Genomic DNA, 23,066 nt, shown 5'->3' on the forward strand with positions numbered 1-23,066 from the left:
CTTAAAAATAATTTAAATCTAGTTTCTTTGTATTTGTTATAAAATACAAGATTGAAAATGGTAAAATCATAGTAAGATAAGAGATATCAAAAGAACTATTATATAAAGTATTCTTATAACCTTCATCTACAATTTCTAAAATAAAACTTAAGAAAAGTAATAGGGTTAAAAATAGTAAAGATTGAAAAATTACTTGATGTATTTTTTTTATTCTAAAACCAAAAATAAAAGGTAATATTATAAAAGTTATTTGAACCCATTTTGGTGTAAACCTTGTTTGATGATTAAAAGGATTATGTTCTTTTATAACCTCTATTTCTGGCAATGTAATTAGAAAAGGAAAAGAAATTAAAGTCAGATTAATTAGAAAACCTACAGAAAACTTAAACTTTTCTTTATTCGTAGATCTAATAAATGAACTGAATAAAAAAAGTGTAAGAGGTATAACTACAATACCTCTTGTTAAAACTAAAAATGCTATAAAAAAGGATAATAGAAAAGGGTATTTAAAATAGTTTAATTTAAACTTATTATCCCATAAAATTATAAAAAAGACCAATATAAAGATATTACTTAACAAATCACTTTTTGCAAAAATCTCCCACAAATAAGCTGGTGAAGCTATTAATAAAAAAACGATAATTGCTTTTTTATACATCTCTAATTTAGACTTAAAGAGCAACAAGCTTATAATTAAAAAAATAAAAGGTTGCAGCAAACTTACATTTCCAATTAAATAAAAAGGTAAGCCAATAAAAAATAATCCTGGTAAATTAGATGATGTTTGCCCTAAATGATCTTTTAAACTATAAGGATAATTGCCATTTAGAACACCATTAATAGTGGTATGCATAGCAGACCATCTATCAGAATTTAAAGTGTTGCCGTCAATAAAAATATTTATTAAAACAAAAACTACAAAAATTAAAATGCAAACTGCTAAAAAGTAATAATCAACTTTTTTAACCTTGCTAATAAAGTCTCTAAAAAAATAAATTAAATAAATACCAATTATTACTAAGATATTATAAATTACAAAAAGAGATAGGGTTGAAAAATAATCTTGCCTAACTGCATACTTTATAATGAAAAAGCTGTTAATAATCAGATACACAACTAATGCAATTATCTTTTTGTAACTATCTAAAAGCTTTTCCATTTATGTTATATAATAAGTAAACAAAATAAAGGTTTATTCTTTAAAAATTAGCCATAAAAGAAATCGATAAATTTCTACCAGGAGAAGAAACTCCAGAAGCAAATTCTATATAATATTCATCAAAAAGATTATCTAATCTTGCTTGTAAAGAAATGTTATTATTTACATCATAACTTCCATTTAAGCCAAAAGTCATCCAACTTGGTGTTCCATAATAAATATCTTCATCATTTATAGCATTTGCATCTACAATAGGCGTTAAATCATGATTATCTATACCTTCTGTAAAGTTAAAATCTTCAATATCTTTTTTACTATTAAATCTAAATTCTGCTCCTAAAGCTATTTTATCTTTTTTATAATTTAGTTCAAACTGACCAAATAAAGGCGGAATTGAAGACATTGGTTCTTCAGTGTCGTAAGTTCTTCCTTTGGTATAGGTTATAAACCCTGATGTTTTTATTTGGTTAGAAATTTTACCCAAATAATTAACAGTATAACCTAAAATATATGCGTTTCCTTTATTCTGATTGTTTACAGCATTACCAAATTCACCATCGAATTCTACTTGTTTTATACTACCATCATCATTTAAAACATAATCTCTTTGTATATAATTATCTAGTAAAGTATAATAAATATTTGCCCCAAACCTAAACTTTCTATCATTAAAATACTTTTGCACACTAAATTCTGAACTATAAGCAAATTCAGGACTTACATCAAAATTAGGCACAGTAACATTACCAGATTTTTCACGAACTCTACCCATATCATCTATATTAGGAGAACGAAAACCAGAGGACAAAACTCCATTTAACTGCCAATTTCTATTGGGTTTATAAGCATATCCTAAAGTTGCAGTTATTGCTGAATTATTTGCACTTACTGTTGTAGTTGGCAAATCTAAAAAGGTTTCATCTATCCATCTTGCTTTTAAATGAGTGTTTGTAAAACGAATACCTGAGTTTAAAGTAGATTTACTATTTACATCTTGTCTGTAACCTACATAAAGTGCAGAGCTTAAATAACTGCTTCCTCCATCAGGATAACGTGATTGCACTTTAAAATCATCAGAAAAACCATTAATTTCTCCATCTACTATATTTAAAGTTTTTCCATAAGAATTAGACTCTAAATCATTGTGCGCAACCTCAAAACCATAAGAAAAAATTCTTGTTTTATCAACATCAATAGGTACTGAAAAATCTCCATTAACACTAAAAACATTAACTGTTTCTTCTCTATAAGAACGATCTAAACTTCCAAATTTTCTTTGAATTCTACTCTCTTTAATATTTTGATAAGCAGTAGTAATTGAACCACTTTCTAACCAATTTTTGTTCGGATTTATTAAAAGTTGAGATGAAATTAACAACCTATCTTGAGGTCCATAATACCATTCTGCAAACTTTAAAGAAGATACATCTGTAGCATCTGTTAACTCATTTAATCTATCAAATCTTTGTATATCTGAAGAGGTAGAATACTGTAAGTTTACTTTTAAATCTGTATTTTTAGATAATGGCACAAAGAATTTCTGCAACACATCTGTTTGATTATAACCTGTGTTTTTTAATCTATTTGGATCTGTATTTAATGTAGGATTTTCTGAATAATTTCCGTTTACATTTTCTGAATAATAAAAGACTTTTCCCCAATCTTCAAAACCATGATTTCTATTTGTACCCGCTTTTAAATTACCAAAATCAGAATAAGAAACACTTGTAAAAGAGGCCCAATTACTAAAACTAACCTCTGCAGAAACATTGGTAGTTATTTCTTGATTTACAGAAGAATATCTAGAAAATAATTGACTATTTACTTTAGTTTCTTCGGATAATTTAGGTGTTTTTGTATAATAATGAATAACACCACCCAAAGCATCAGATCCATACATTACAGAAGATGGTCCAAAAACAACTTCAGTTTTGTCTAGTAAGTTTGGTGATAAAGTAATTGAGTTTTGCAAATGCCCTTTTCTATAAATTGCATTATTCATTCTAACACCATCTACCACTAACAAAACACGATTAGACTCCATACCTCGAATTACAGGGCTACCTCCACCAAATTGCGTTTTTTGAACTTTTATACCAGGTATTGTAGCTAATAAATCTGCAGATGTTTGTGGTGATATTTTTTGAATATCTTTGGTAGAAAGCACTGCAATTTGTTCTGCAATTCTTTTTGCTTTTTCTTCTTTCTTAAAGGATGAAATTATAACTTCATCTAACTCTTCTGATTCTTTTGTAAGATTTACAATAAAATTATGTAATCTAAGCTTCGATTTTTTTATTTTAAAAACAGCATAGGATAAATGAGAAAAAAAGATTACTTCATTTTCTTCTATTGATGAAATATCAGTAAAACCATTATTATCAGTAGTTAAACTTACTGTATTTTCTGAATTAAAAACATTTACGTTTTTAACAACTTTGCCTGTTTCTTTATCAAAAATTTTAACTTTTTGACCAAAAGAAATGCTACTTATACATAAAAAAATAACAAAAATATATAGCTGCTTCATCATTAACTAAAAACGGTTTCTAAAACTTGTAAAGATTTGGGTTCTCTAAAACTGCCCAAATGTAATTTAAAATACTTAATAATCATTTGCAATACCAATTGTCTTTCAACTTTACTATAAGACACATTTTCTATACCATCAAAATTTATGCCTAGCAGCTTTTTAAATTGATAAAAATCGTTTTTATGAATCACATTTTTATCTTGGATGTTATCAGAAAAATTTCCTTCTAAAAGATTAAAGCCAATCTTTTCTTTTTGAGACATGTCTGGGTAAAACCCTAAAAAACCAGTTAAATTTAATAAAAACAATAAATGAAAATTTGGAATCTTGTTATGAACATCAAACCAAATAAAAGCAGTTTCTAAATAACTATACAGTGTTTTATTCTGTTCTTCTTCTTGTATAGAACTCGTTAAAATTTCTGACAAAAAAAACACCACAGATTGTTTTATAATATCTGTATGGATGGTTTTGTATGGATGAATAACTTGCACATCTTTAATAGAATTTAGGGTGCTTTTATTATTATGATTTGCAACAATTCTTAACTGTGTAAGTGGCTGAAAATAGGCTGCTTTTATACCTTTCTTTTTAGGTTTAAGAACACCTCTAATTAAATAAGTTTTTACACCTTCTTCTTCTGTGTAACATTTTACAATTAAACTGGTATCACCATATTTTAATGTGCTTAATACAATTGCTTTTGTTGTTACAACTGCCATTAATTTACAATTGCAATTTTTGCTGTTGCAGTTTCTGTTGCATCATCATTAGATAATAAAACAATATATATACCAGAAGCAACTTTATTACCAGCTAAATTTTTCTTATTCCAAACTACTTTACCTCCTTGTAATTCTTGCCCTTCTACAACATTGGTTTCATGTACTAAATTACCTGCAACATCTAAAATTTTCACGTTAGTGCCTAGAGGCAAATGAGTGCCATTTCTACCATCAATAGTTACAGTTTCGTGATTTTTTAAAGCGGGATTTGGATATGCATAAACCTCTGCTAATTCTTCTCCAAAAGGTGCAACATTACTATTATAAGCTACAATTCCTTTATCTGTTGCAAAGTAGACTTTACCAGTACTATCATCTACTCTAATTTTTAAAATTCTGTTAGATGGTAAAGGAGAATTATCTGAACTAAAATTTGCCAAAGTAGTTTGCCCAGAAGGATTTGTGTATAAAACACCTCCATTATCTGTACCAAACCATTTATTATCTGCACCATCTACAAAAATGGTATTTATTCTTTGGTCTCCTAACAAACGTTCTCCTACTCCATTTTCTTCTATAACAACTGGTTCTGCATTTAAAACATCTGCATCAAAAACTGTAGATGCATTTCTAAAAACAACCATACCAGCTCTAGTACCTAACCAAACTCTACTACTTTTATCAACTGCAACTGTTAATACATCTGTATCTGGTAAATTCCCTAAATTTGGTGTTGCAATTAAGGCTCGTTTTCTATCTCCAGTTTCATTATAAGCATATACTCCATTTCTTCTGGTACCTACCCAAATTGTATTATTGCTACTTATAGCCATTTCACTTAATCCAAAAGCAAAAACAGTTTGTATAGAACTGATATCGTAGCTACTCCATTGTCCATTTGGGGTTAATTTCTTAAGCTCTTCATCTTGATTGATGTTTGCTACCCACAAATTACCTTGGCTATCAAAAGCAGTTGCACTAACTCTAACTGTTACATAGTTTGGATTAGCTGATTCTATATCTGCTAAAGGACTATTTAAATGATTATAAAATGTATTTATTTCATCGTTTTCTACAACTAGCAAACCTCCTGTAGAAACTGAATTAACATTATTTGTTCCTCCAAAAGAACTTATGTAAACTTTATTTTCTTCATTAGGATCTATAGAAACATAATTTAAATCTGTTACAGGAAAATTAGGATCATATTGTGTATTTAACCAAACTTCTCCATTATAATGACTAAACCCTTTTTTGGTTTGTGAAGGTGCATATACTCCATCATAACCCCCATAAACAACCCACAAATCACTATTTTTAACATCAATAGAAAAAACACTATTTGATAAAGGGCCTTCTGGATGAATTTCTTCGAAAGTATTAGCTAGAGAAGAAGATGTTTTTAAAATTCCGAATTCTTCTGTTGCTAAATAAATGGTTTCATCTATAAATAAAGCATTTGATAGCGTAAAATCAAAATCTGTAATTGTTGTAAAATTTGCACTTTCGTTATTTGCTGTATCTAAAATAATTGCATTTTTATTTAGCGAAATTGCTAAATGTGAACTCGATGATTTTAAGCCATATATCATTTGAGAAAAATCTCTAACTTGTGTTAAAATTCCATTATTCAATTGATATAATTTATTGCCTTCAGAAACATAGACATGGTTGTTAAATACTGAAATGTTACTAAAATCTCTACCTTCAAAACTTTGATTCCAGTTATTAAAATCTATCAATAAATTGTTGCTTGTATCAGCTGTAAAAACACCATCTTCAGTAGCTGCATAAATAGTATTATTATCAATTAAAGTTTGGTTAATGTTTAATGAAGTAGAACTATTACCTATAAAAAAAGTATCACCAAATTCTAAATTTTCAATATCATATTCAACTATAGCAAAAGGTGTAGACAAATATAAAGTTGTACCAAATTCAGAAATATGATTAATACTTTTATTACCAGATTGACTAAAATTAACAATATCCGAAGAAATAGTTATGCTATTATCTTCATCTATAACCTCTACTAAACCATTTTCATAGCCAATTATTAATCGATCAAAAGCATTACTATAATAAATTGCAGAAGTAGTTTCACCAGATAAACCTTGTATAGATGAAAACTTCTCAATTTCTGAAGTAGTTTCGTTAAAAGTAAAAACGGCATTATCTGCTAAAGCATAGATAATATTATCAACTTTTATAAAGTCTTTTACGTTATTATAGGAATAAAAATCTTCCCAAGAATCACTATAATCTATTTGAGAAAAAACGGTAGAATACATAGATAAAAGAAGAAGAAAAATTACTTTTTTCATAAAACAGATTATATTACCAAAGATATTTAATTATTGCAAATTAACGATAAAAACAGGTATATTAGTACTTCTGTTATTATTTAAAATTAAAAATAGGAAAATGAGAATAATTACATTAGATGATTTTATTGATACTTATTTTAAAATACACCAAAGAGGAAGTAAATTTTTCTTATCCAAATTTACCTTTAATGAAGAGAATAGAACTAAAAGTGCATTTAGTAATACTCAATCTCAATCTTCTTATTTTTGGTCGATCCCAAAAGTTAATAAACGTTGGAATAAATTAATTACAGGAAATGAAAACACAAATTACCAAAATTTTTTAGTTACTGATTTTCTTAAGGATAAAAAAAACTTAAAACTGCTTTCACTAGGTTCAGGTTTGTGCAATAAGGAAATTTATCTTGCTGAGCATAATGATATATTTAAAGAGGTTATTTGTGTTGATATTGCAGAAAATTTATTAAATCAGGCTAGAATTAAAGCAAATTCTAAAAACTTAAAAAACATAAAATTTTTCGCTAAAAATATTGATTCTTTTGAATTTAAAGAAAATGATTTTGATATCATCTTATTTAACTCTTCACTCCATCATTTTAAAGATGTTGAAAATTTATTATCAAGTAAAATTAAACATTCTTTAAAACCTAAAGGCTATTTGATAATTAATGAATTTGTAGGTGCTAATAGGCATCAATTTTCTTCAGAACAAATAAAGGCAATCAATAAGGGTATTAAAATAATTCCAAAGAAATTCAGAACAAGATTTAGAAGTAAATTATATAAAAACAAATATAGAGGTGTTGGTCTTTTAAGAATGATCCTTGCAGATCCTTCTGAATGTATAGATTCTGAAAATATAATTCCAGCTATTCATAAGAATTTTAAAATTATTATCGAAAAACCATATGGTGGAAATTTGTTAATGAGTGTTTTAAGAGATATATCCCATCATTTTTATGAGCTAAATGATGAAAAAGAAATGATATTAAACAACCTTTTTTTATTAGAAGATGATTATTTAAAAAAAAATAAATCTGATTTTATTTTCGGAATTTATGAAAACTATTAATCAATTTTCAACATAATTAATAATAAGATAAATGAGTTTAGAAATAGAAAGAAAATTTTTGGTGATAAATGACGAATTTAAATCTGAAGCTTATCAAAAAAAAACGATAAAACAAGGATATTTAAATTCTGATAAAAACAGAACTGTTAGAGTTAGAATTGCTGATGACAAAGCATTTTTAACCATAAAAGGAAAAACAAATTCTTCTGGTACTACACGTTTTGAATGGGAAAAAGAAATTGATAAAAACGAAGCTGAAGAATTACTTTTATTATGTGAGCCTTCTATTATTGATAAAACTCGTTTTTTAGTAAAAAGCGAACATCATACTTATGAAGTTGATGAATTTTATGGTGATAATGATGGTTTAATTGTTGCAGAAATTGAACTAAATTCAGAAAATGAGTCTTTTAAAAAACCTAATTGGTTAGGCAAAGAAGTTACTGGAAACATCAAATATTACAACTCGAGTATCAGTCAAAACCCTTTTAAAAATTGGTTTTTATAAATTATAAATTGCAAAAAAATGACTAAAACTGCCTAGCAACACAAAAAGATGAAAAATTGCGTGATTGTAGGGTATTTTTTTAATAGAATACAAAATTGCACCCACAGAATAAAATACTCCACCAGCCACTAAATATTGAAAATTATCAGCAGAAATACTACTCATTAAGGGTTTAATAAAAAACATTACTTGCCAACCCATAAGCAAATACATTGCAGTAGAAATTTTATCAAATCTACCTGTAAAAAACAACTTTAAAACAATACCTGTTAACGCAAAAAGCCAAACAAACAGAAACATATACCATCCTAATTCAGAATCTAAACCCACCAAACAAAAAGGCGAATAACTACCAGCAATTAAAACATAAATAGCTGCATGATCAAAAATATTTAAGCGTCTTCTTTTCTTCGGATTTTTTGCTGCGTGATAAAAAGTAGAAGCCGCATACAAAATAATCATACTTAAACCATAAATAATAAAGCTACTTAATTTCCAAAAATCTTCAAAATTAAGAGATTTTATTACTAAAAAAGGAAAAGCTACAACACTTAAAAACAATCCAAAACCGTGAGAAATTATATTTAATTTCTCTTCTTTACTGCTATATAGGTGATTTAAATTCTCGCTCATTATTAGGTCTGTTTGTGTCTTTCATAAATTTTTTGTCGTTTATTAAATCATCATACATTAAATCGAAAGTTTGTTGTTTTAAACGCTCTACATCTTCCATTTTTAAATCTTTGGTTTCAATAAATTTATGTTGATGAATTCTAAAAACTCCTGGAGATCCTTTAAAAAAATCCCAAGAAAAAAGTCTCTTACAATCGTAATAAATTTGTGGTACAATTGGCATTCCGAATTCGATTGCCAAACTAAAAGCTCCCTTTTTAAAAGGGGCTAAAACTTTGTTTTCAGTTGGCACTAATCCTTCAGGAAAAATAGCCATACTTGTACCATTCTGTAATTTCTTTTTAGCCAATTCAAATACTTGTTTTCTACTTTTAGGGTCGCTTCTATCTACCATAATAACTACCTTTTTATAGAAAAAACCAAAGATTGGTATTTTTACAAACTCTTTTTTACCTACAAAAACAATTGGATTTTTACTGAGAACAACTAACACAAAAGGATCCATTAACGAAGTATGATTTGGACAAAACATATAACTTTTGTTTCTTTCTATTACTTGATCGTTTTGTATTTTTAAACGAAAACCCATTCCGTAAATTAATACTTTAGACCAAATTCTAACCATTTTCCAAAAGGTAGGATAGTAAGATTCTTTTGCTGTTAATACAAACAAAAATGGTAGCATCAACAAAATTGTTATTACCATTAAAATGTAAAACCAAGCGCGCCAAATTAATAGAAAAGGTATTTTTAAATACTTCATAAACATCAAAAATACTAATATTCTTTTGTTTATTGATTTTATAAATCAAAACCTTATTTTTGCGCTCTTAAAGTGTTTTTTATAACACACTTTTTTAATTTTATCTTAAAATTATAAGTAAATGTCAAGAATTTTAACTGGAGTTCAAAGTACAGGAACACCACATTTAGGAAATTTATTAGGTGCTATTTTACCTGCTATAAAAATGGCTAATAGCCCAGAAAATGAATCTTTTATTTTTATAGCAGATATGCATTCTTTAACGCAAATTAAAGATGGAGATTTATTAAGAGAAAACACTTATAGTGTTGCTGCTACTTGGCTTGCTTGTGGTTTAGATATTAACAAAACTATATTTTACAGACAAAGTGATATACCACAAGTAACAGAATTAACGTGGTATTTAAGCTGTTTTTTTCCTTATCAAAGATTAACTTTAGCTCACGGTTTTAAAGACAAAGCAGACAGACTTGCAGATGTAAATGCTGGTTTATTTACTTACCCAATGTTAATGGCTGCAGATATTTTATTGTATGATGCAGAAATTGTACCTGTAGGTAAAGATCAATTGCAACATTTAGAAATGACTAGAGATGTTGCCAATCGTTTTAATAACATTGTTGGTAAAACATTAGTTGCACCAGAAGCTAAGATTCAAGAAAATACAAAATTAGTACCTGGTATTGATGGCGAAAAAATGAGTAAATCTAGAAATAACATTATTAATATTTTTTTAGCAGATAAAAAGCTAAGAAAACAAGTAATGTCTATTAAAACGGATAGCAAAGGTTTAGAAGAACCCAAAAACCCTGATACTGATAATATTTTTGCACTTTATAAATTATTAGCTTCTGATGATCAAATTGCTGAAATGAGAGCAAATTACGAAGGTGGAAATTATGGTTATGGACATGCAAAACAAGCTTTGTACGAATTAATTCTAGAAAAATTTGCTACAATTAGAGAACGTTACAATCATTTTATGGAAAACAAAAATGAAATTGACGAAGCGTTAACTATAGGTGCTGAAAAAGCAACTTTGGTAGCTAACGATGTTTTAAAAAGAGTAAGAGGAAAAATAGGATATTAAATTATATATCACCAACAAAAAATGCCGCTAAAAAGCGGCATTTTTTATGTGTAATTATTTTTTTCTATAACCATTGACAGATAATTCCTCCCATAATTGCAAGGGTAACAATCCAATACCCTGCATTTATAGCTACATATTTTAGCGTTTTCTTTTCAAACATTGCTATTATAGATAAAACTGGCAATACAAAAAACAGCCCAGACATTACTCCATGTATTGCTCCATGTCTAAAGTTTCTAAAACGATCTCCATAATTCGCAATAAAATCTTTAAAATAGGTAAATGCTTCACCTGTTTCATCATTAAAACCAGGCTCATTTACCAAAGTTTGGAAAATACCCATTTGATGTATAACTATAAATTGTAAAAAGAAAGCAACAATAAGACTAAAAATGTAACTCAATATAAAAATCTTAGCCATATTTTGGCCTTCTAAAGATTCTTTTGTGAAGCCCATTTCGTTCATCCAAGCATTACCAAATAATGGTCCATACCAAAGAAAACCAATAAACATTGGTACAATTGCTGCAATAAATAAGATGTAAAAATTCATTTCCATGATAAAAAAGTTTTGGTTTAACATCAAATATAACAAAATAGCATTATGATTATAAGCTTGTTATAAATTTTTATTTAAAGAATATTTTTGATGTTCCGTAATTTACCTCTTTACCTACAACCTTTAAGAATAATACTCCTGGGTCTACTTTAACACTAAATTGAATTTTATTTTCGCCTTCATTTAGCCTTTCTTTAACTGAATAAATTTCTTTACCAGTAATATCAAATAAATAAACATTTACTTCTGTTTCTTTAATACTATTTAATAAAAGGTTTACATTTCCTTTTGATGGATTTGGATAAGCCACAAAATTTAAATCTTCTTTTTTATAATTATCACTTATACCAAGAACATCATCAACAGTAATAGAGACAGATTCTTGAAATACACATGTGTTTCCTGCTCCTTTTATTTCTACAATATAATCACCAGAATTAGCTATGCTTACATCATTAAAAACTAATGTCTTAGAAGTAGATACAACTGAATTTAAATTATCTTTTCTATACCATTTATATTCTATTAAATCTGATGTTTCTAAACCATAAGCATCTGAATAATTAGGGATTCCTAAATTAAAAGTAGCAGTTTTAATAGCGGAAGCAGTAACAGTTACACTTACATTATCACCAGAATTTGCACTAATATCAGTAAGAGGTAAAATGTTTAACTGTTCAGAAATTATTGCTGTATTATTATTACTTTGCCCTATAGTTTCATTTCCATTGATAGTACCTAAAGGTAATGGAATTCCATAATTATTAGAGATTACACCTAAGTTTTCTAAACTACCTCCATTTATACTACCACCAATTAAAGTAGCAGTTGTTGGTATATTATTCTGGGCTTCTATTGCATCTGAACATCCATCATTATCTGAATCTGTATCTCTACTATTAATTAACCCATCATTATCTGTATCTAATTCTATAGCTTCCCAAATTTTACCAGAAGTACTCAAATAGTCAGAAATTATAACTTTATCTAAATACATAATACTTGCAACACCATAACCTTCGTCTTCATCTGCCAGTGCAACAGGAGCTATAATACCTCCATTATCAAAATCATAATTTAAATTAGTATCTAAATCTGGGTCATTACCAATAGTATGTTTTGCAGTTGTTTGAATAAATTTTATGCCATTTTCAGTATTTTCAAACCTTATTCTTACTGCTTTAACATATTCTAAACCCAAAAATGGGACCCAAAACTCATCACCATGACTTAAATCTGGAGGAAGAATAAAATATACAGATGTATCTACTAAAACCCAAGAACCATTAATCGTTATTACTATACCCTCATTTTTTAGAGAATGGAGGTTTCTAAAGCCTTCATCATTATCTAAAATACCATCATTATCATCATCTAAATCTAAAATATCAGAAACACCATCTAAATCTGTATCTAAATCTGAAACTTTATATACAGTGGTTTTAGGTAATTTTAAAGAATCTGATTTACTAAAATTTCTAGAATCTAGTATTTTAGCTTTTGATATTTTAGTTGTCGAAAAGCAGAAAAAAGGAGATATTGATAATAAGAAAATTATCAATTTAAGATTTAAGTTTATTAAAAACTTTTTGTGTTTATAACTAATTTTTAATTTCAAAAAATTAATAAATACAGTTTTACCTGTATAACTAAATGCAATTTTCATAATGGGGGGATTATGGTGATAAAAAACAATATTAACCTTTTTATTTTAAAAGGCAAAATTACAGCAGTTAACAAACCACACTAAACAGCATAATATTAGTAAGTTACAATTACATTTAGTAACACATTATTAAAACTAAACAATAACACTGTTACTAAATGTAATTAATAAAACAAAAAAACTTTAAAACTATATCTATTTATATTTTTTACAAAAAGAACAATATTTTTTGTTATTTTTATAAAAAAAACAAAAAACCACTTATATTTTCATAGATTTTGCAATTGCTTCTAACTCAAACAAGAAAGCTCTTTTACTTACAGAAGGTGCATAAGTAAACCCTTCAAAAACAATTAACCTATTATTTTTTTCATCGATAATAGTGTAATTTAAAAATGGACCTGCCATAAAATCGTCTTTTACTTCCCATTTACCACGAGTTTCATAGGCTTTTTTACCATCAATTTCAGCATCGAAAGTAAAAGGCGTGTAGGCTTTTTCTGTTATCATATACATCCCTTCTTTAGAACCAGGAATGTATTTTTTACCAATTCTATTTCTAATGGCTACAATGCTATCAGAAACAGTTTCTTTATCTTCTAAAGGTACTGAATAAACCAAAATATTATTGCTACCCGATTTTGCTATTCCACTTGTTAAATGGTTACGTAACCATAAAAACTCTCCTGTATCATCTACTTTATTAAATTTATCTGGTATTGTTAAAGAAATTCCAAGATTTTTCAATGTTAAAAACTGAGAATCATCTAGTCTATCTTTATAAAAAATGTTTTTTGTAAAATTGATATCAGCATCTAAAAATATTCTTCTTATTTCCATTTTACGATCTTGAAGAATTTTTATAATACTAGTATCGTCTTTTGCTTGAATATAGACAATTGTTTGTGGTTTTGCATACACATTCTTTTTAACCGTAAAGTTTTCTGTATCACCCTCGTTAATTATTAAAATGTTTCTGCTGGCTTTCATCATAGAACTAAAACCATTTGGCGCAACTTGAGATACAGATAAAATTGGTTCTGGTTGTGGCAAACCTACTTGTAATTCGCCAAAAGAATTTCTTATTTCTGAGCCAACATCTCCTGTCCAATCGCTAATTTTTGCAACGACCATCACTTTATTAATCTTACCTATAGATTCTCTTAAAATCATTTTATCATTCCCTACACAAGAAGATAGTAAAATCGTTAAGGTTAGTATTGAAAGTATTTTTTTCATGAGATTCGTTTTTATGTATTTAAAGTTAGTTTTTCTTTTATTACCAAAAATTGTTCCATTTTTAACTAAATCAAAACAGATTACAATTTTACTATAAAAATAAAGAATTTATCGAATTCTCTTAGGATAAATATAAAGTCTTTGACCAATTTTTAAATTACTGGTTTTTAAACCATTCCATTGTTTAATATTACTAACTCTTACTCCGAATTTATTGGCAATTTTACCTAAATAATCTCCACTTTGTACTTTGTAACGAATACGTTTATCCATTTCAAAATACTTAGGTAAAGGTTTTTCTCTTTTAGCATCATCTAAATCTGCTAAAGCATATAATTCTTGTTCTTTATCTAAAAAGTCGATAATTTTATTTGATGGAAGCCTAACTGCATAATTACGATCTTTTATATGTGGAATTATATCTAACTTGTAAGCTGGATTTAAGAAAGATAAAACTTGTTCATCAACATTAATTGTTTCTGAAATCTGATCAAAAGAAATGGTTCTTTTTACTTGAATTGTATCTGTCTGAAAATTAAAAAACTTAGGTAATTCTGAATGAATATTATGCTCATTTGCATATTCAAAAATATACATAGTTGCATAAAAAGCTGGTACATAACCTGCTGTTTCTGTTGGCAAATAAGGTCTTATATTCCAATAATTTTTAAAACCTCCAGAACGTTTTATGGCTTTAGATACGTTTCCTGGACCAGAATTATAAGCTGCTAAAGCCAAATCCCAATCTCCAAAAATTCTGTACAACTGACTTAAATATTTACAAGCTGCAATTGTAGATTTTACAGGGTCGTATCTTTCATCTACATAAGAACTTACTTTTAAATCGAACTGTTTTCCTGTGCCATACATAAATTGCCATAAACCAGAAGCACCAACTCTAGACCTTATTTTGGGTCTTAAAGCTGACTCTACAATAGCTAAATATTTCATTTCTAAAGGAATGTCATATTGATCTAAATACTGCTCAAACATTGGAAAATAATACTTTGCTTTTGCCATTAAAGCTGGGTAATATTTTTTTCGATATTTAAGATAGCTATTAATCACCTTTTCTAAAGCAGGATTAAAAGCTAAGTTAAAAGGTGTTTTTTCGTTTAAACTAGCCAAACGAATCTTCATTAAATCTGTAGTTAATACTGGATTGTAATTGCCTTTTATATCCTTATCATCTATAACATATTCTAAAGTGTCTATTAAAGGTGAGCTGAATCTTTCATCTACCAAAAGACTATCTATAAGATTTAAATCATTATCTGTAAAAAATTCTTTAACAACAGGTGTTTTTATAGCTTCTTTAACAACAATTAAAGTGTCTATTTTTACAATTGATACACTATCTGTTTCTTGTTGCGAAAAAGTAGCATTGGTAATTAAAAGGAATAAGAAAAGTTTCTTCATTTATTTTTATAGGCTTCAAATCTGAGAAACCTTGTATTTTTTATTATAAATCTAATTCTAAAGCTATAGGACAATGGTCTGAGTGTTTTGCTTCGGATAAAATATAAGCTCTAGAAATTTTGTCTTTTAAAGGCTCTGAAACCATTGCATAATCTAAACGCCATCCTTTATTATTTGCTCTAGAATTTGCTCTGTAACTCCACCAAGAATATTGTTGTATATCTTGATTTAAAAATCGGAAACTATCTATAAATCCGTTATTTATAAATTTGCCAATCCAAGTTCTTTCTTCAGGTAAAAAACCAGAAACACCTTTCATTTTTGGGTTATGGATATCAATTTCTTCGTGACAAATATTATAATCTCCACAAATTACCAAATTCGGAATTTCTTGTTTTAAATTGTTGATGTATTCCTGAAATTCATCCATATAAGTAAACTTATAATCTAACCTTGCAGAATTTGTACCAGAAGGTAAATACAGGCTCATAATAGAAACCTCATCAAAATCTACTCTTAGGTTTCTACCTTCAAAATCCATAGTTTCAATTCCTGTTCCATATTCTATATGATTTGGTTTTTCTTTACATAAAACAGCTACAGAAGAGTATCCTTTTTTTTGTGCTGAAAACCAATAATGATAAGGATAACCTGCTTCTTCAAACAACGATAAATCTAGTTGTTCTTTATGCGCTTTGGTTTCTTGAATACAAATTACATCTGGACTCGCTGCTTGCAACCAATCTAAAAATCCTTTTTTTAATGCTGCTCTAATTCCGTTTACGTTGTATGATATTATTTTCATTTGTCACTTTTAATTATCCTCTAGAGAAAAATCTCTTTACTTTATTATTAATCTACAAATATTGGTTCTTTTAAAAAAAGCCAAGTTATTTCTGTTTTATCTCCTGCTTGTGTCTTAATTTTCCTTTTTCTTGGTGATAAAAATGCGGCCAAAGGTGCTGCAATTACAACTCTAATAATTGAATTATCAATTTTAAAAACTAAGTCTAAAATTGTAATAAAGATTAGCATTAAGAAAAAAATTACTAAACCCGGTTTTTTTGCTAAATATTCCATATTAATAACCATCTCTTAATGTTCTTCTCATTACTTTGTTTGATGCTGTTCTTGGTAGAACATCAATCTTTACTAAATCTGAAACTTTAAATAAAGGATTCAATTGTGTTTTTACAATTTTTTGAGCAGATTTTAAAAAATCTTCATCAACCTTAATATTATTATTTTCAACATAAAAAACAACTAGTTTTGCTGGCCCACCATCTTTTGGAGCCACAGCAATTGCTGCAGATTCTAAAACAAATTCTAACTGATTAATAGCTTCTTCTATTTGAGTTGCGCTTACTTTAATTCCACCTAAATTCATAGCATCATCTACTCTACCTAAAATTTTAAAATAGCCATTTTCTAATTGATGCAATTCATCTCCATGTCTTCTTAAAACTTGATGATATTTTGGAGTATCATCATAATAAATCTTTTCATGATCTTTGTTTAACAACTCTGTAGAAAGCCCCATAATTGGCGGAATTAAAAATACTTCTCCCTTTTTCGTTTCTTGATGATCATCACCTAACAAAACAAAATCTGTACCTAATGCTTTTGTAGAAAAAGTACTTGATAAATTTTCTTGCACCACTGTACTTGTAATATAACCACCACCAATTTCTGTACCTCCACAATACTCTATAACTGGTTTGTTATTGGCAAGTTGCATTAAATATTCCATTTCTGTTGGGTTAGAAACTTCTCCTGTAGAACTGTAGTTTTTAATTGCATTCCAATCTAAAGTTTCCATACAAGCAGAGTTTTTCCAATGTTTTACAATACTCGGAATTACACCCAACATTGTAACTTTTGCATTTTGTACAAAGGCTCCAAAATCTGCACTTAAAGGCGCATCATAATACAAACCAATAGCTGCTTTGTTAATTAATGCAGCAAAAATTAGCCAAGGACCCATCATCCAACCTAAATTTGTTGGCCAGCAAACCACATCATTTTGTTGTATATTTTGATGATAAAATCCGTCTGAAGCCGCTTTTATTGCTGTTGTATGATTCCAAGGAATTGCTTTAGGTGCATTTGTTGTTCCTGATGAAAAAAGAATTGTGATACAATCTTGAGGCGATTGTTTTACACTGATAAAATTGGAATTATCAGACAAGAAATCATCCCAAAAAAGATCATTATCTCTTATGGAAAAATCTTTATTTTTTAATGTATTTATTACTACAATTTGCTGAGCTTTTGCATCTACTACTTTCTCATAAAGTCGAAAACTTTTACCTGCTCTAACTAAATAATCTTGCGTAAAAACTACTTTGGGTTTTGTTAAATCTAATCGTACTTTAATTTCATTTACAGTAAAGCTATCAACAATTGTTGCTACTTTAATTCCTGCTTTTATTGCTGCCAAATAAATTGCAACACATTCTAGCGTCATTGGTAAATCTATAGCAATAGTATCACCTTTTAGTACATCAATATCAACAAAACTATTGGCTATTTTATTAACCAATAACTCTAATTCTTTTTGCGTAATTTTTTGAACAGATTTGTTTGGTTTTTGCAAGACAATTGCAGTTGCATTATCATCATTCTGAAAACAAGAATCTACAATATTCAATTGAGCACCAAATAACCATTTTACTTGAGTTACACCTTCATCAACATTTAAAATTTGATCGTATTTTTTAGCTTGAATGATATTTAAAAACTCGACTGTTTCTTGCCAAAAATCTTCTTTATTTTCTACAGACCAACTCCATAACTCCTTATAACTAGTAAATTGATGCTTTAACATCAATTTACTAATATTAGACGAATTTTCATGTTCTTTAGTTGGTTTCCAAATCATTAAAATGAGCTTTTAAAAATCGGTATCTTCTTCTACTGGAATTTTAGCATTCTCTTTTCCTTCTTCTTTAACAGGCTCATCACAATCAATATTAATAGATAAGTTTTCTGGTTTTTCAAAATCTTCTTTACTAATATTTAATGTTTTATCTGCATAACATTTTTTCATAAATAAAGCCCAAGTTGGTAAAGACATTGTTGCTCCTTGCCCTTTTGTAATACCTGCAAAATGAGTTGCTCTATCTTCACCACCTGTCCAAACACCTGTTGCTAAATTGGGTACAATTCCCATAAACCAACCATCAGATTGATTTTGTGTTGTACCTGTTTTACCTGCAATTTCATTATCAAACTCATAAGGAAAACCGGTTACAGCTTTCCCTCCAGATGTCCATTTAGAACGTAGTCTAATTCCTGATCCAGAATCTGTAACACCTTGCAATAAATTTAAGATTACATAAGCAGATTCTTCACTTAAAACCTCTTGTGTTTTAGGTACAAAATCTTTTAAAACGGTTCCGTTTTTATCTTCAATTCTTGTAATAATCATTGGTTTTACTCGCAAACCTTTGTTAGCAAACGTACTGTATGCACTTACCATTTCGTATAAAGATAAATCTACAGCACCTAAAGCTATTGATGGATTTGGTTTAATTTCTGTTTCTATACCTGCAGAATTTGCCAAACGTACAACATTTATTGGTGCAACTTGATCTATTAAATTAGCAGTTACCACATTTGTAGAAGTAGCTAAGGCATCTTTTAAACTTAACATTCCTCCATATTTATCATTAGAATTTTTTGGAGTCCATTCTTCTGGAATTCCATATTTACCTGCAGGAATTGTATAAGGCGTATTTGGTAATAAATCGCAAGGAGATTTCCTTAATTGATTAATAGCAGTTGCATATACAAAAGGTTTAAACGTAGAACCTACTTGTCTTTTTTGTTGTGCAACAGCATCGTATTTAAAATGTTTATTGTTAATACCACCAACCCAGGCTTTTATATGACCTGTTTGTGGTGCTATGGATAATAAGCCTGAACGTAAAAAGTACTTATAATATCTAATAGAATCTAAAGGAGACATAATTGTATCTATATTTCCTTTCCAAGAAAAAACTTTCATTTTGGTTTTCTTGTTAAAAATTTCATCTATTTCTTTGGATGTTTTTCCTGCAATTTTTAGACGCTTATATCTTTCTGAATTCTTTTTTGCTCTATTTAAAATACCCTTAATTTGATCTTTTTCTAAATCGTAAAAAGGTGCAGTTTTATTTCTTTTTTGCTCTTTAAAAAAGTAAGATTGCAAATTTGCCATATGTTCTGTAACTGCTTCTTCTGCATATTTTTGCATTCTAGAATCTATAGTTACGTATATTTTTAATCCATCTCTAAAAATATCATATTGCTCACCATTTGGTTTTGGATTTTCTTTAACCCATTTACGCATCATTTTTTGTAGATGCGTTCTAAAATAAGTTGCATAACCATCACTATGACTTTCTGGTGTATAATTTATTGTTAGAGGTAACTTTTGTAAAGAATCTTTTTCTTGAATAGTTAAAAAACCATTTTTAGCCATTTGTGCAAAAACTACATTTCTTCTCCTCAAAGATTTATTTTTTGAAATTTCTCTATGAGGATTATATTGTCTTGGGTTTTTTAACATCGCTACTAAAATAGCTGACTCTTGAACGTCTAAATCTTTGGCTTCTTTACCAAAATAAATTCTTGCGGCTGAACGAATTCCTACAGCATTAAAAATAAAATCTTGCGTATTTAAATACATTGCAATTATTTCTTTTTTGGTGTATTGCCTTTCTAATTTAGTGGCTACTACCCATTCTTTCATTTTTTGACCTATTCTTTTAAAAATATTTCTAGAAGCTCTTTTCGTAAAAAGATTTTTAGCCAATTGTTGGGTAATTGTACTTGCTCCACCATCTTTCCCTAATTTAATTACAGCTCTTGCAGTTCCTCTAAAATCGATTCCAGAATGTTCATAAAAACGTTCATCTTCAGTAGCAACTAAAGCATTTACTAAGTTAGGTGAAAGTTCATTATATTTGATTGGTGTTCTATTTTCTTTAGCATATTTACCAATAGTTACACCATCTGCAGAAATTACTTCTGTTGCTAAATTAGTTTGCGGATTTTCTAATTCTTCGAAAGTAGGTAAAGCACCCAAACCTCCTGAAGCTGCTGTATAAAACAACAATATAAAAATTAATAAGATCGAAAAAAGAATACCCCAAAACCAAAGTAGGTATTTTCTAAAACTTGTTTTTTGTGTCTTTGCCATTTTATTCTGTTTTTTCTATGCTAAAACCTACATCTTGTACACCTTGCAAAAAAGGAATTGTATTAACTTCTCCGTTTTTACGCATTGCGTGACGTATGTTAAAAACATATTTTCCTGATACAGGAAATACTTTTTCTTCTTTATAAAATAATTTATTTTCTTTAATATCTGTAAAACCTTTTCCTAAAAACTGACCAGAATTATCTGCCATTTCATATTGTAAGGTGTCTATTATTTTATCTCCATTTGGAAAATTAAGATCTGTTATTACGTATAAATTACTGTAAGGATAATCTTTATTATTTCTAATATTTATGAATAAGTTATTAGATGAAATAGTATCACTTATTTCAAATTCGAATGAAATATTTTTATTTGCTTCCCAAGAAGCATTAGACAACGAATTGTATTTAGTGAACTCAATTTTATCACTACAAGAAAACAAGAAAAGAAGCGTTATTAAAAAAATAAAAGGTTTATTTTTCTTGAGAATTGTTTCCATTTTTAGGTCTATTCTTATTTCTGTTTCTATTATTTCTTCTTGGTTTATTAGGCTTTGCCCCTTCTGCTTTTGGTTGATTTGGTTTATTAGCAACCTTTGGCTTTTGATTAGGGTTCTGCTTTGGTCTTCTTTTTTGTTGCTGCTTTTGGGGTTGTTTTTGTGTATTTTCTTTTATTTGATTTGCTGCAACAGCTACTGGTTTTTTTCTTCTATTATTTCTGTTGTTTCTTCTTCTTTTACTAACTTTAGGAGTATCGAAACGTGTTAAACTATCTTGCCCAACTGCATCTTCAAAATCTACTGTTTCAGGTATTTCTACATCAGATTCGTAATCTTCTAAAGAAATAGATTTCTCATTATTTTTATTTAATTCGATAATTTCTTGAACCTGATCTAATGTTAATCTAAACCATTTAAAACGTTCTTCTTTGTAGGTATACCATAGGTGTTTCTTAAAAATATCCATCTTAACAAAAACTGCATCTCCTTTTTCTGTTCTTAAAACAAGATCTTGTTTGGGAAAAGATTTTAAAGCATCTAAATAGGTATCTAACTCAAAATTTAAACAACATTTTAATTTACCACATTGCCCTGCTAATTTTAACGGGTTTAAAGATAATTGCTGATAACGTGCTGCAGAAGTTGTTACTTTTCTAAAATCTGTTAACCACGTTGAACAACATAATTCTCTACCACAAGAACCTACACCACCCAATCTTGCTGCTTCTTGCCTTGCCCCAACTTGCTTCATTTCTACACGAATAGAAAATGCACTAGCTAAATCTCTAATTAACTGTCTAAAATCTACTCTTGCATCTGCTGTGTAATAGAATGTTGCTTTATTTCCATCACCTTGAAATTCTACATCAGAAAGTTTCATTTGTAAACCTAGTTTACCTAAAATCTCTCTTCCTTTTCTTTGGGTTTCCTCTTCTCTACCTCTGGCTTTTTGCCAAATATCAATGTCTTTTTGGCTTGCTTTTCTGTAAATTTTCTTTACATCTTCATGATCAGCAGTAATTTTGCGTTTTTTCATTTGCACTTTTACCAATTCACCTGCCAAAGAAATTGTACCAATATCATGACCAGGAGAACCTTCTACAGCTATAATATCTCCCATAGTTAATGGCAGATTATCTATGTTTTTATAAAAATGCTTTCTTCCGTTTTTAAAACGGACTTCAAAAATATTGAAACGCTCTTGACCACTTGGTAAAGTCATATTAGATAGCCAATCAAAAACAGCTAGTTTTTCGCTACCACTTCCACAGGTTCCTGTTCCACAATTTCCATTACTTTTACAACCTCTAGGTACACCATTTTCTGTTGTACCACAACTTCCACATGCCATGTTAAGTAAATATATTATATAGTTTTTATCTTCTGAATTCTGAAATTTTCAATAAAATATCAGAAAAAAAATAAAAAACATTTTGATTCATAATTTGATTATCAGATTAATACAAAAGCATCATCCAATTTTCACTAATTCGTAAATATACGCATTCTTAAAGAATGAAAAAATAGGTTTTTAAAGTTATCTAAACATCTTTTGTTTGAATACAGTACAAATATATTTTAAAGATGGATTAAAGTTTTATACACTTTAGAATTTGTTGATGTTTAATTAGAATTCGTATTAAAAGATGATATCAAATCAAAAAAACCTCAAAAATTGAGGTT

19 protein-coding genes are annotated in these 23,066 nt (G+C 28.3%); 3 read left to right on the plus strand and 16 right to left on the minus strand.

Annotated features, from left to right (window positions below):
• Position 1: 1 nt before the first annotated feature.
• From KO506_RS06095 to KO506_RS06110, 4 genes are read right to left on the minus strand one after another with little or no spacing between them, the layout of a single operon-like run.
• The gene (locus KO506_RS06095) at positions 2-1,159 is read right to left on the minus strand and encodes a hypothetical protein (protein WP_215994009.1); all 1,158 of its coding nucleotides are present in this window, start codon (positions 1,157-1,159) and stop codon (positions 2-4) included.
• A gap of 40 nt (positions 1,160-1,199) precedes the next feature.
• Positions 1,200-3,692, minus strand: a complete 2,493-nt coding sequence (locus tag KO506_RS06100) for a TonB-dependent receptor (protein ID WP_252726799.1) — start codon at positions 3,690-3,692, stop codon at positions 1,200-1,202.
• A complete protein-coding gene (gene recO / locus KO506_RS06105; protein ID WP_215994010.1) occupies positions 3,692-4,414 on the minus strand; it encodes a DNA repair protein RecO in 723 nt (240 codons plus the stop codon). The genes KO506_RS06100 and recO overlap by 1 nt, the downstream gene beginning before the upstream one ends.
• Complete coding sequence (locus KO506_RS06110; protein WP_215994011.1) at positions 4,414-6,741, minus strand: hypothetical protein; 2,328 nt, start codon at positions 6,739-6,741, stop codon at positions 4,414-4,416. Before KO506_RS06110 ends, recO begins: the two co-directional genes overlap by 1 nt.
• A gap of 100 nt (positions 6,742-6,841) precedes the next feature.
• Between KO506_RS06110 and KO506_RS06115 the strand changes: the two genes are divergently transcribed.
• Positions 6,842-7,816 carry a class I SAM-dependent methyltransferase gene (locus KO506_RS06115; protein WP_215994012.1) on the plus strand — a complete coding sequence of 325 codons (975 nt, stop codon included), beginning with the start codon at positions 6,842-6,844 and terminating at the stop codon, positions 7,814-7,816.
• Positions 7,817-7,847: 31 nt separating this feature from the next.
• Entirely contained in the window at positions 7,848-8,324 is a 477-nt protein-coding gene (locus KO506_RS06120) for a CYTH domain-containing protein (RefSeq protein ID WP_215994013.1), read from the plus strand.
• Here KO506_RS06120 and trhA read toward each other — a convergent pair.
• Both trhA and KO506_RS06130 read right to left on the minus strand, forming a co-directional pair.
• The gene (gene trhA / locus KO506_RS06125; protein ID WP_215994014.1) at positions 8,319-8,957 is read right to left on the minus strand and encodes a PAQR family membrane homeostasis protein TrhA; all 639 of its coding nucleotides are present in this window, start codon (positions 8,955-8,957) and stop codon (positions 8,319-8,321) included. The two genes, KO506_RS06120 and trhA, sit on opposite strands and share 6 nt — an antisense overlap.
• Complete coding sequence (locus tag KO506_RS06130; RefSeq protein ID WP_215994015.1) at positions 8,929-9,720, minus strand: lysophospholipid acyltransferase family protein; 792 nt, start codon at positions 9,718-9,720, stop codon at positions 8,929-8,931. The genes trhA and KO506_RS06130 overlap by 29 nt, the downstream gene beginning before the upstream one ends.
• 121 nt (positions 9,721-9,841) lie before the next feature.
• Here KO506_RS06130 and trpS point away from each other — a divergent pair, with 121 nt between their 5' ends.
• Complete coding sequence (gene trpS / locus KO506_RS06135; protein WP_215994016.1) at positions 9,842-10,810, plus strand: tryptophan--tRNA ligase; 969 nt, start codon at positions 9,842-9,844, stop codon at positions 10,808-10,810.
• A 64-nt stretch (positions 10,811-10,874) separates the two neighbouring features.
• Here the strand turns inward: trpS and KO506_RS06140 are convergent, their stop codons facing one another.
• From KO506_RS06140 to KO506_RS06185, 10 genes are all read right to left on the minus strand, one after another.
• The gene (locus tag KO506_RS06140; protein ID WP_215994017.1) at positions 10,875-11,372 is read right to left on the minus strand and encodes a DUF1761 domain-containing protein; all 498 of its coding nucleotides are present in this window, start codon (positions 11,370-11,372) and stop codon (positions 10,875-10,877) included.
• 70 nt (positions 11,373-11,442) lie between these two features.
• Positions 11,443-13,038 carry a T9SS type A sorting domain-containing protein gene (locus tag KO506_RS06145; protein WP_215994018.1) on the minus strand — a complete coding sequence of 532 codons (1,596 nt, stop codon included), beginning with the start codon at positions 13,036-13,038 and terminating at the stop codon, positions 11,443-11,445.
• Positions 13,039-13,299: 261 nt separating this feature from the next.
• Positions 13,300-14,277, minus strand: a complete 978-nt coding sequence (locus tag KO506_RS06150; RefSeq protein WP_215994019.1) for a DUF4837 family protein — start codon at positions 14,275-14,277, stop codon at positions 13,300-13,302.
• A gap of 108 nt (positions 14,278-14,385) precedes the next feature.
• On the minus strand, positions 14,386-15,696 hold the full coding sequence (locus KO506_RS06155) for a lytic transglycosylase domain-containing protein (RefSeq protein WP_215994020.1): 1,311 nt from the start codon (positions 15,694-15,696) through the stop codon (positions 14,386-14,388).
• A gap of 43 nt (positions 15,697-15,739) precedes the next feature.
• Positions 15,740-16,501: an exodeoxyribonuclease III gene (locus KO506_RS06160; RefSeq protein ID WP_215994021.1), complete on the minus strand. Its 762-nt coding sequence runs from the start codon at positions 16,499-16,501 to the stop codon at positions 15,740-15,742.
• Positions 16,502-16,548: 47 nt separating this feature from the next.
• Positions 16,549-16,776 carry a hypothetical protein gene (locus KO506_RS06165; protein WP_215994022.1) on the minus strand — a complete coding sequence of 76 codons (228 nt, stop codon included), beginning with the start codon at positions 16,774-16,776 and terminating at the stop codon, positions 16,549-16,551.
• A gap of 1 nt (position 16,777) precedes the next feature.
• Positions 16,778-18,577, minus strand: coding sequence for an AMP-binding protein (locus KO506_RS06170; protein WP_215994023.1), 1,800 nt, complete (start codon positions 18,575-18,577; stop codon positions 16,778-16,780).
• Between the two features lie 12 nt (positions 18,578-18,589).
• On the minus strand, positions 18,590-20,881 hold the full coding sequence (locus tag KO506_RS06175) for a transglycosylase domain-containing protein (RefSeq protein ID WP_215994024.1): 2,292 nt from the start codon (positions 20,879-20,881) through the stop codon (positions 18,590-18,592).
• A gap of 1 nt (position 20,882) precedes the next feature.
• Positions 20,883-21,383, minus strand: coding sequence for a gliding motility lipoprotein GldH (locus tag KO506_RS06180; RefSeq protein ID WP_215994025.1), 501 nt, complete (start codon positions 21,381-21,383; stop codon positions 20,883-20,885).
• Complete coding sequence (locus KO506_RS06185) at positions 21,358-22,734, minus strand: PSP1 domain-containing protein (protein ID WP_215994026.1); 1,377 nt, start codon at positions 22,732-22,734, stop codon at positions 21,358-21,360. The genes KO506_RS06180 and KO506_RS06185 overlap by 26 nt, the downstream gene beginning before the upstream one ends.
• Positions 22,735-23,066 lie beyond the last annotated feature (332 nt).

It is taken from the genome of Polaribacter vadi, from assembly GCF_018861005.1.
Taxonomy (GTDB): Bacteria; Bacteroidota; Bacteroidia; order Flavobacteriales; family Flavobacteriaceae; genus Polaribacter; species Polaribacter vadi_A.

Bases quoted from the DNA above. Each gene is read 5' to 3' on its own strand.
- KO506_RS06095 (WP_215994009.1), bottom strand. From the start codon at position 1,159: ATGGAAAAGCTTTTAGATAGTTACAAAAAGATAATTGCATTAGTTGTG.
- KO506_RS06100 (WP_252726799.1), bottom strand. From the start codon at position 3,692: ATGATGAAGCAGCTATATATTTTTGTTATTTTTTTATGTATAAGTAGC.
- recO (WP_215994010.1), bottom strand. From the start codon at position 4,414: ATGGCAGTTGTAACAACAAAAGCAATTGTATTAAGCACATTAAAATAT.
- KO506_RS06110 (WP_215994011.1), bottom strand. From the start codon at position 6,741: ATGAAAAAAGTAATTTTTCTTCTTCTTTTATCTATGTATTCTACCGTT.
- KO506_RS06115 (WP_215994012.1), top strand. From the start codon at position 6,842: ATGAGAATAATTACATTAGATGATTTTATTGATACTTATTTTAAAATA.
- KO506_RS06120 (WP_215994013.1), top strand. From the start codon at position 7,848: ATGAGTTTAGAAATAGAAAGAAAATTTTTGGTGATAAATGACGAATTT.
- trhA (WP_215994014.1), bottom strand. From the start codon at position 8,957: ATGAGCGAGAATTTAAATCACCTATATAGCAGTAAAGAAGAGAAATTA.
- KO506_RS06130 (WP_215994015.1), bottom strand. From the start codon at position 9,720: ATGAAGTATTTAAAAATACCTTTTCTATTAATTTGGCGCGCTTGGTTT.
- trpS (WP_215994016.1), top strand. From the start codon at position 9,842: ATGTCAAGAATTTTAACTGGAGTTCAAAGTACAGGAACACCACATTTA.
- KO506_RS06140 (WP_215994017.1), bottom strand. From the start codon at position 11,372: ATGGAAATGAATTTTTACATCTTATTTATTGCAGCAATTGTACCAATG.
- KO506_RS06145 (WP_215994018.1), bottom strand. From the start codon at position 13,038: ATGAAAATTGCATTTAGTTATACAGGTAAAACTGTATTTATTAATTTT.
- KO506_RS06150 (WP_215994019.1), bottom strand. From the start codon at position 14,277: ATGAAAAAAATACTTTCAATACTAACCTTAACGATTTTACTATCTTCT.
- KO506_RS06155 (WP_215994020.1), bottom strand. From the start codon at position 15,696: ATGAAGAAACTTTTCTTATTCCTTTTAATTACCAATGCTACTTTTTCG.
- KO506_RS06160 (WP_215994021.1), bottom strand. From the start codon at position 16,501: ATGAAAATAATATCATACAACGTAAACGGAATTAGAGCAGCATTAAAA.
- KO506_RS06165 (WP_215994022.1), bottom strand. From the start codon at position 16,776: ATGGAATATTTAGCAAAAAAACCGGGTTTAGTAATTTTTTTCTTAATG.
- KO506_RS06170 (WP_215994023.1), bottom strand. From the start codon at position 18,577: ATGATTTGGAAACCAACTAAAGAACATGAAAATTCGTCTAATATTAGT.
- KO506_RS06175 (WP_215994024.1), bottom strand. From the start codon at position 20,881: ATGGCAAAGACACAAAAAACAAGTTTTAGAAAATACCTACTTTGGTTT.
- KO506_RS06180 (WP_215994025.1), bottom strand. From the start codon at position 21,383: ATGGAAACAATTCTCAAGAAAAATAAACCTTTTATTTTTTTAATAACG.
- KO506_RS06185 (WP_215994026.1), bottom strand. From the start codon at position 22,734: ATGGCATGTGGAAGTTGTGGTACAACAGAAAATGGTGTACCTAGAGGT.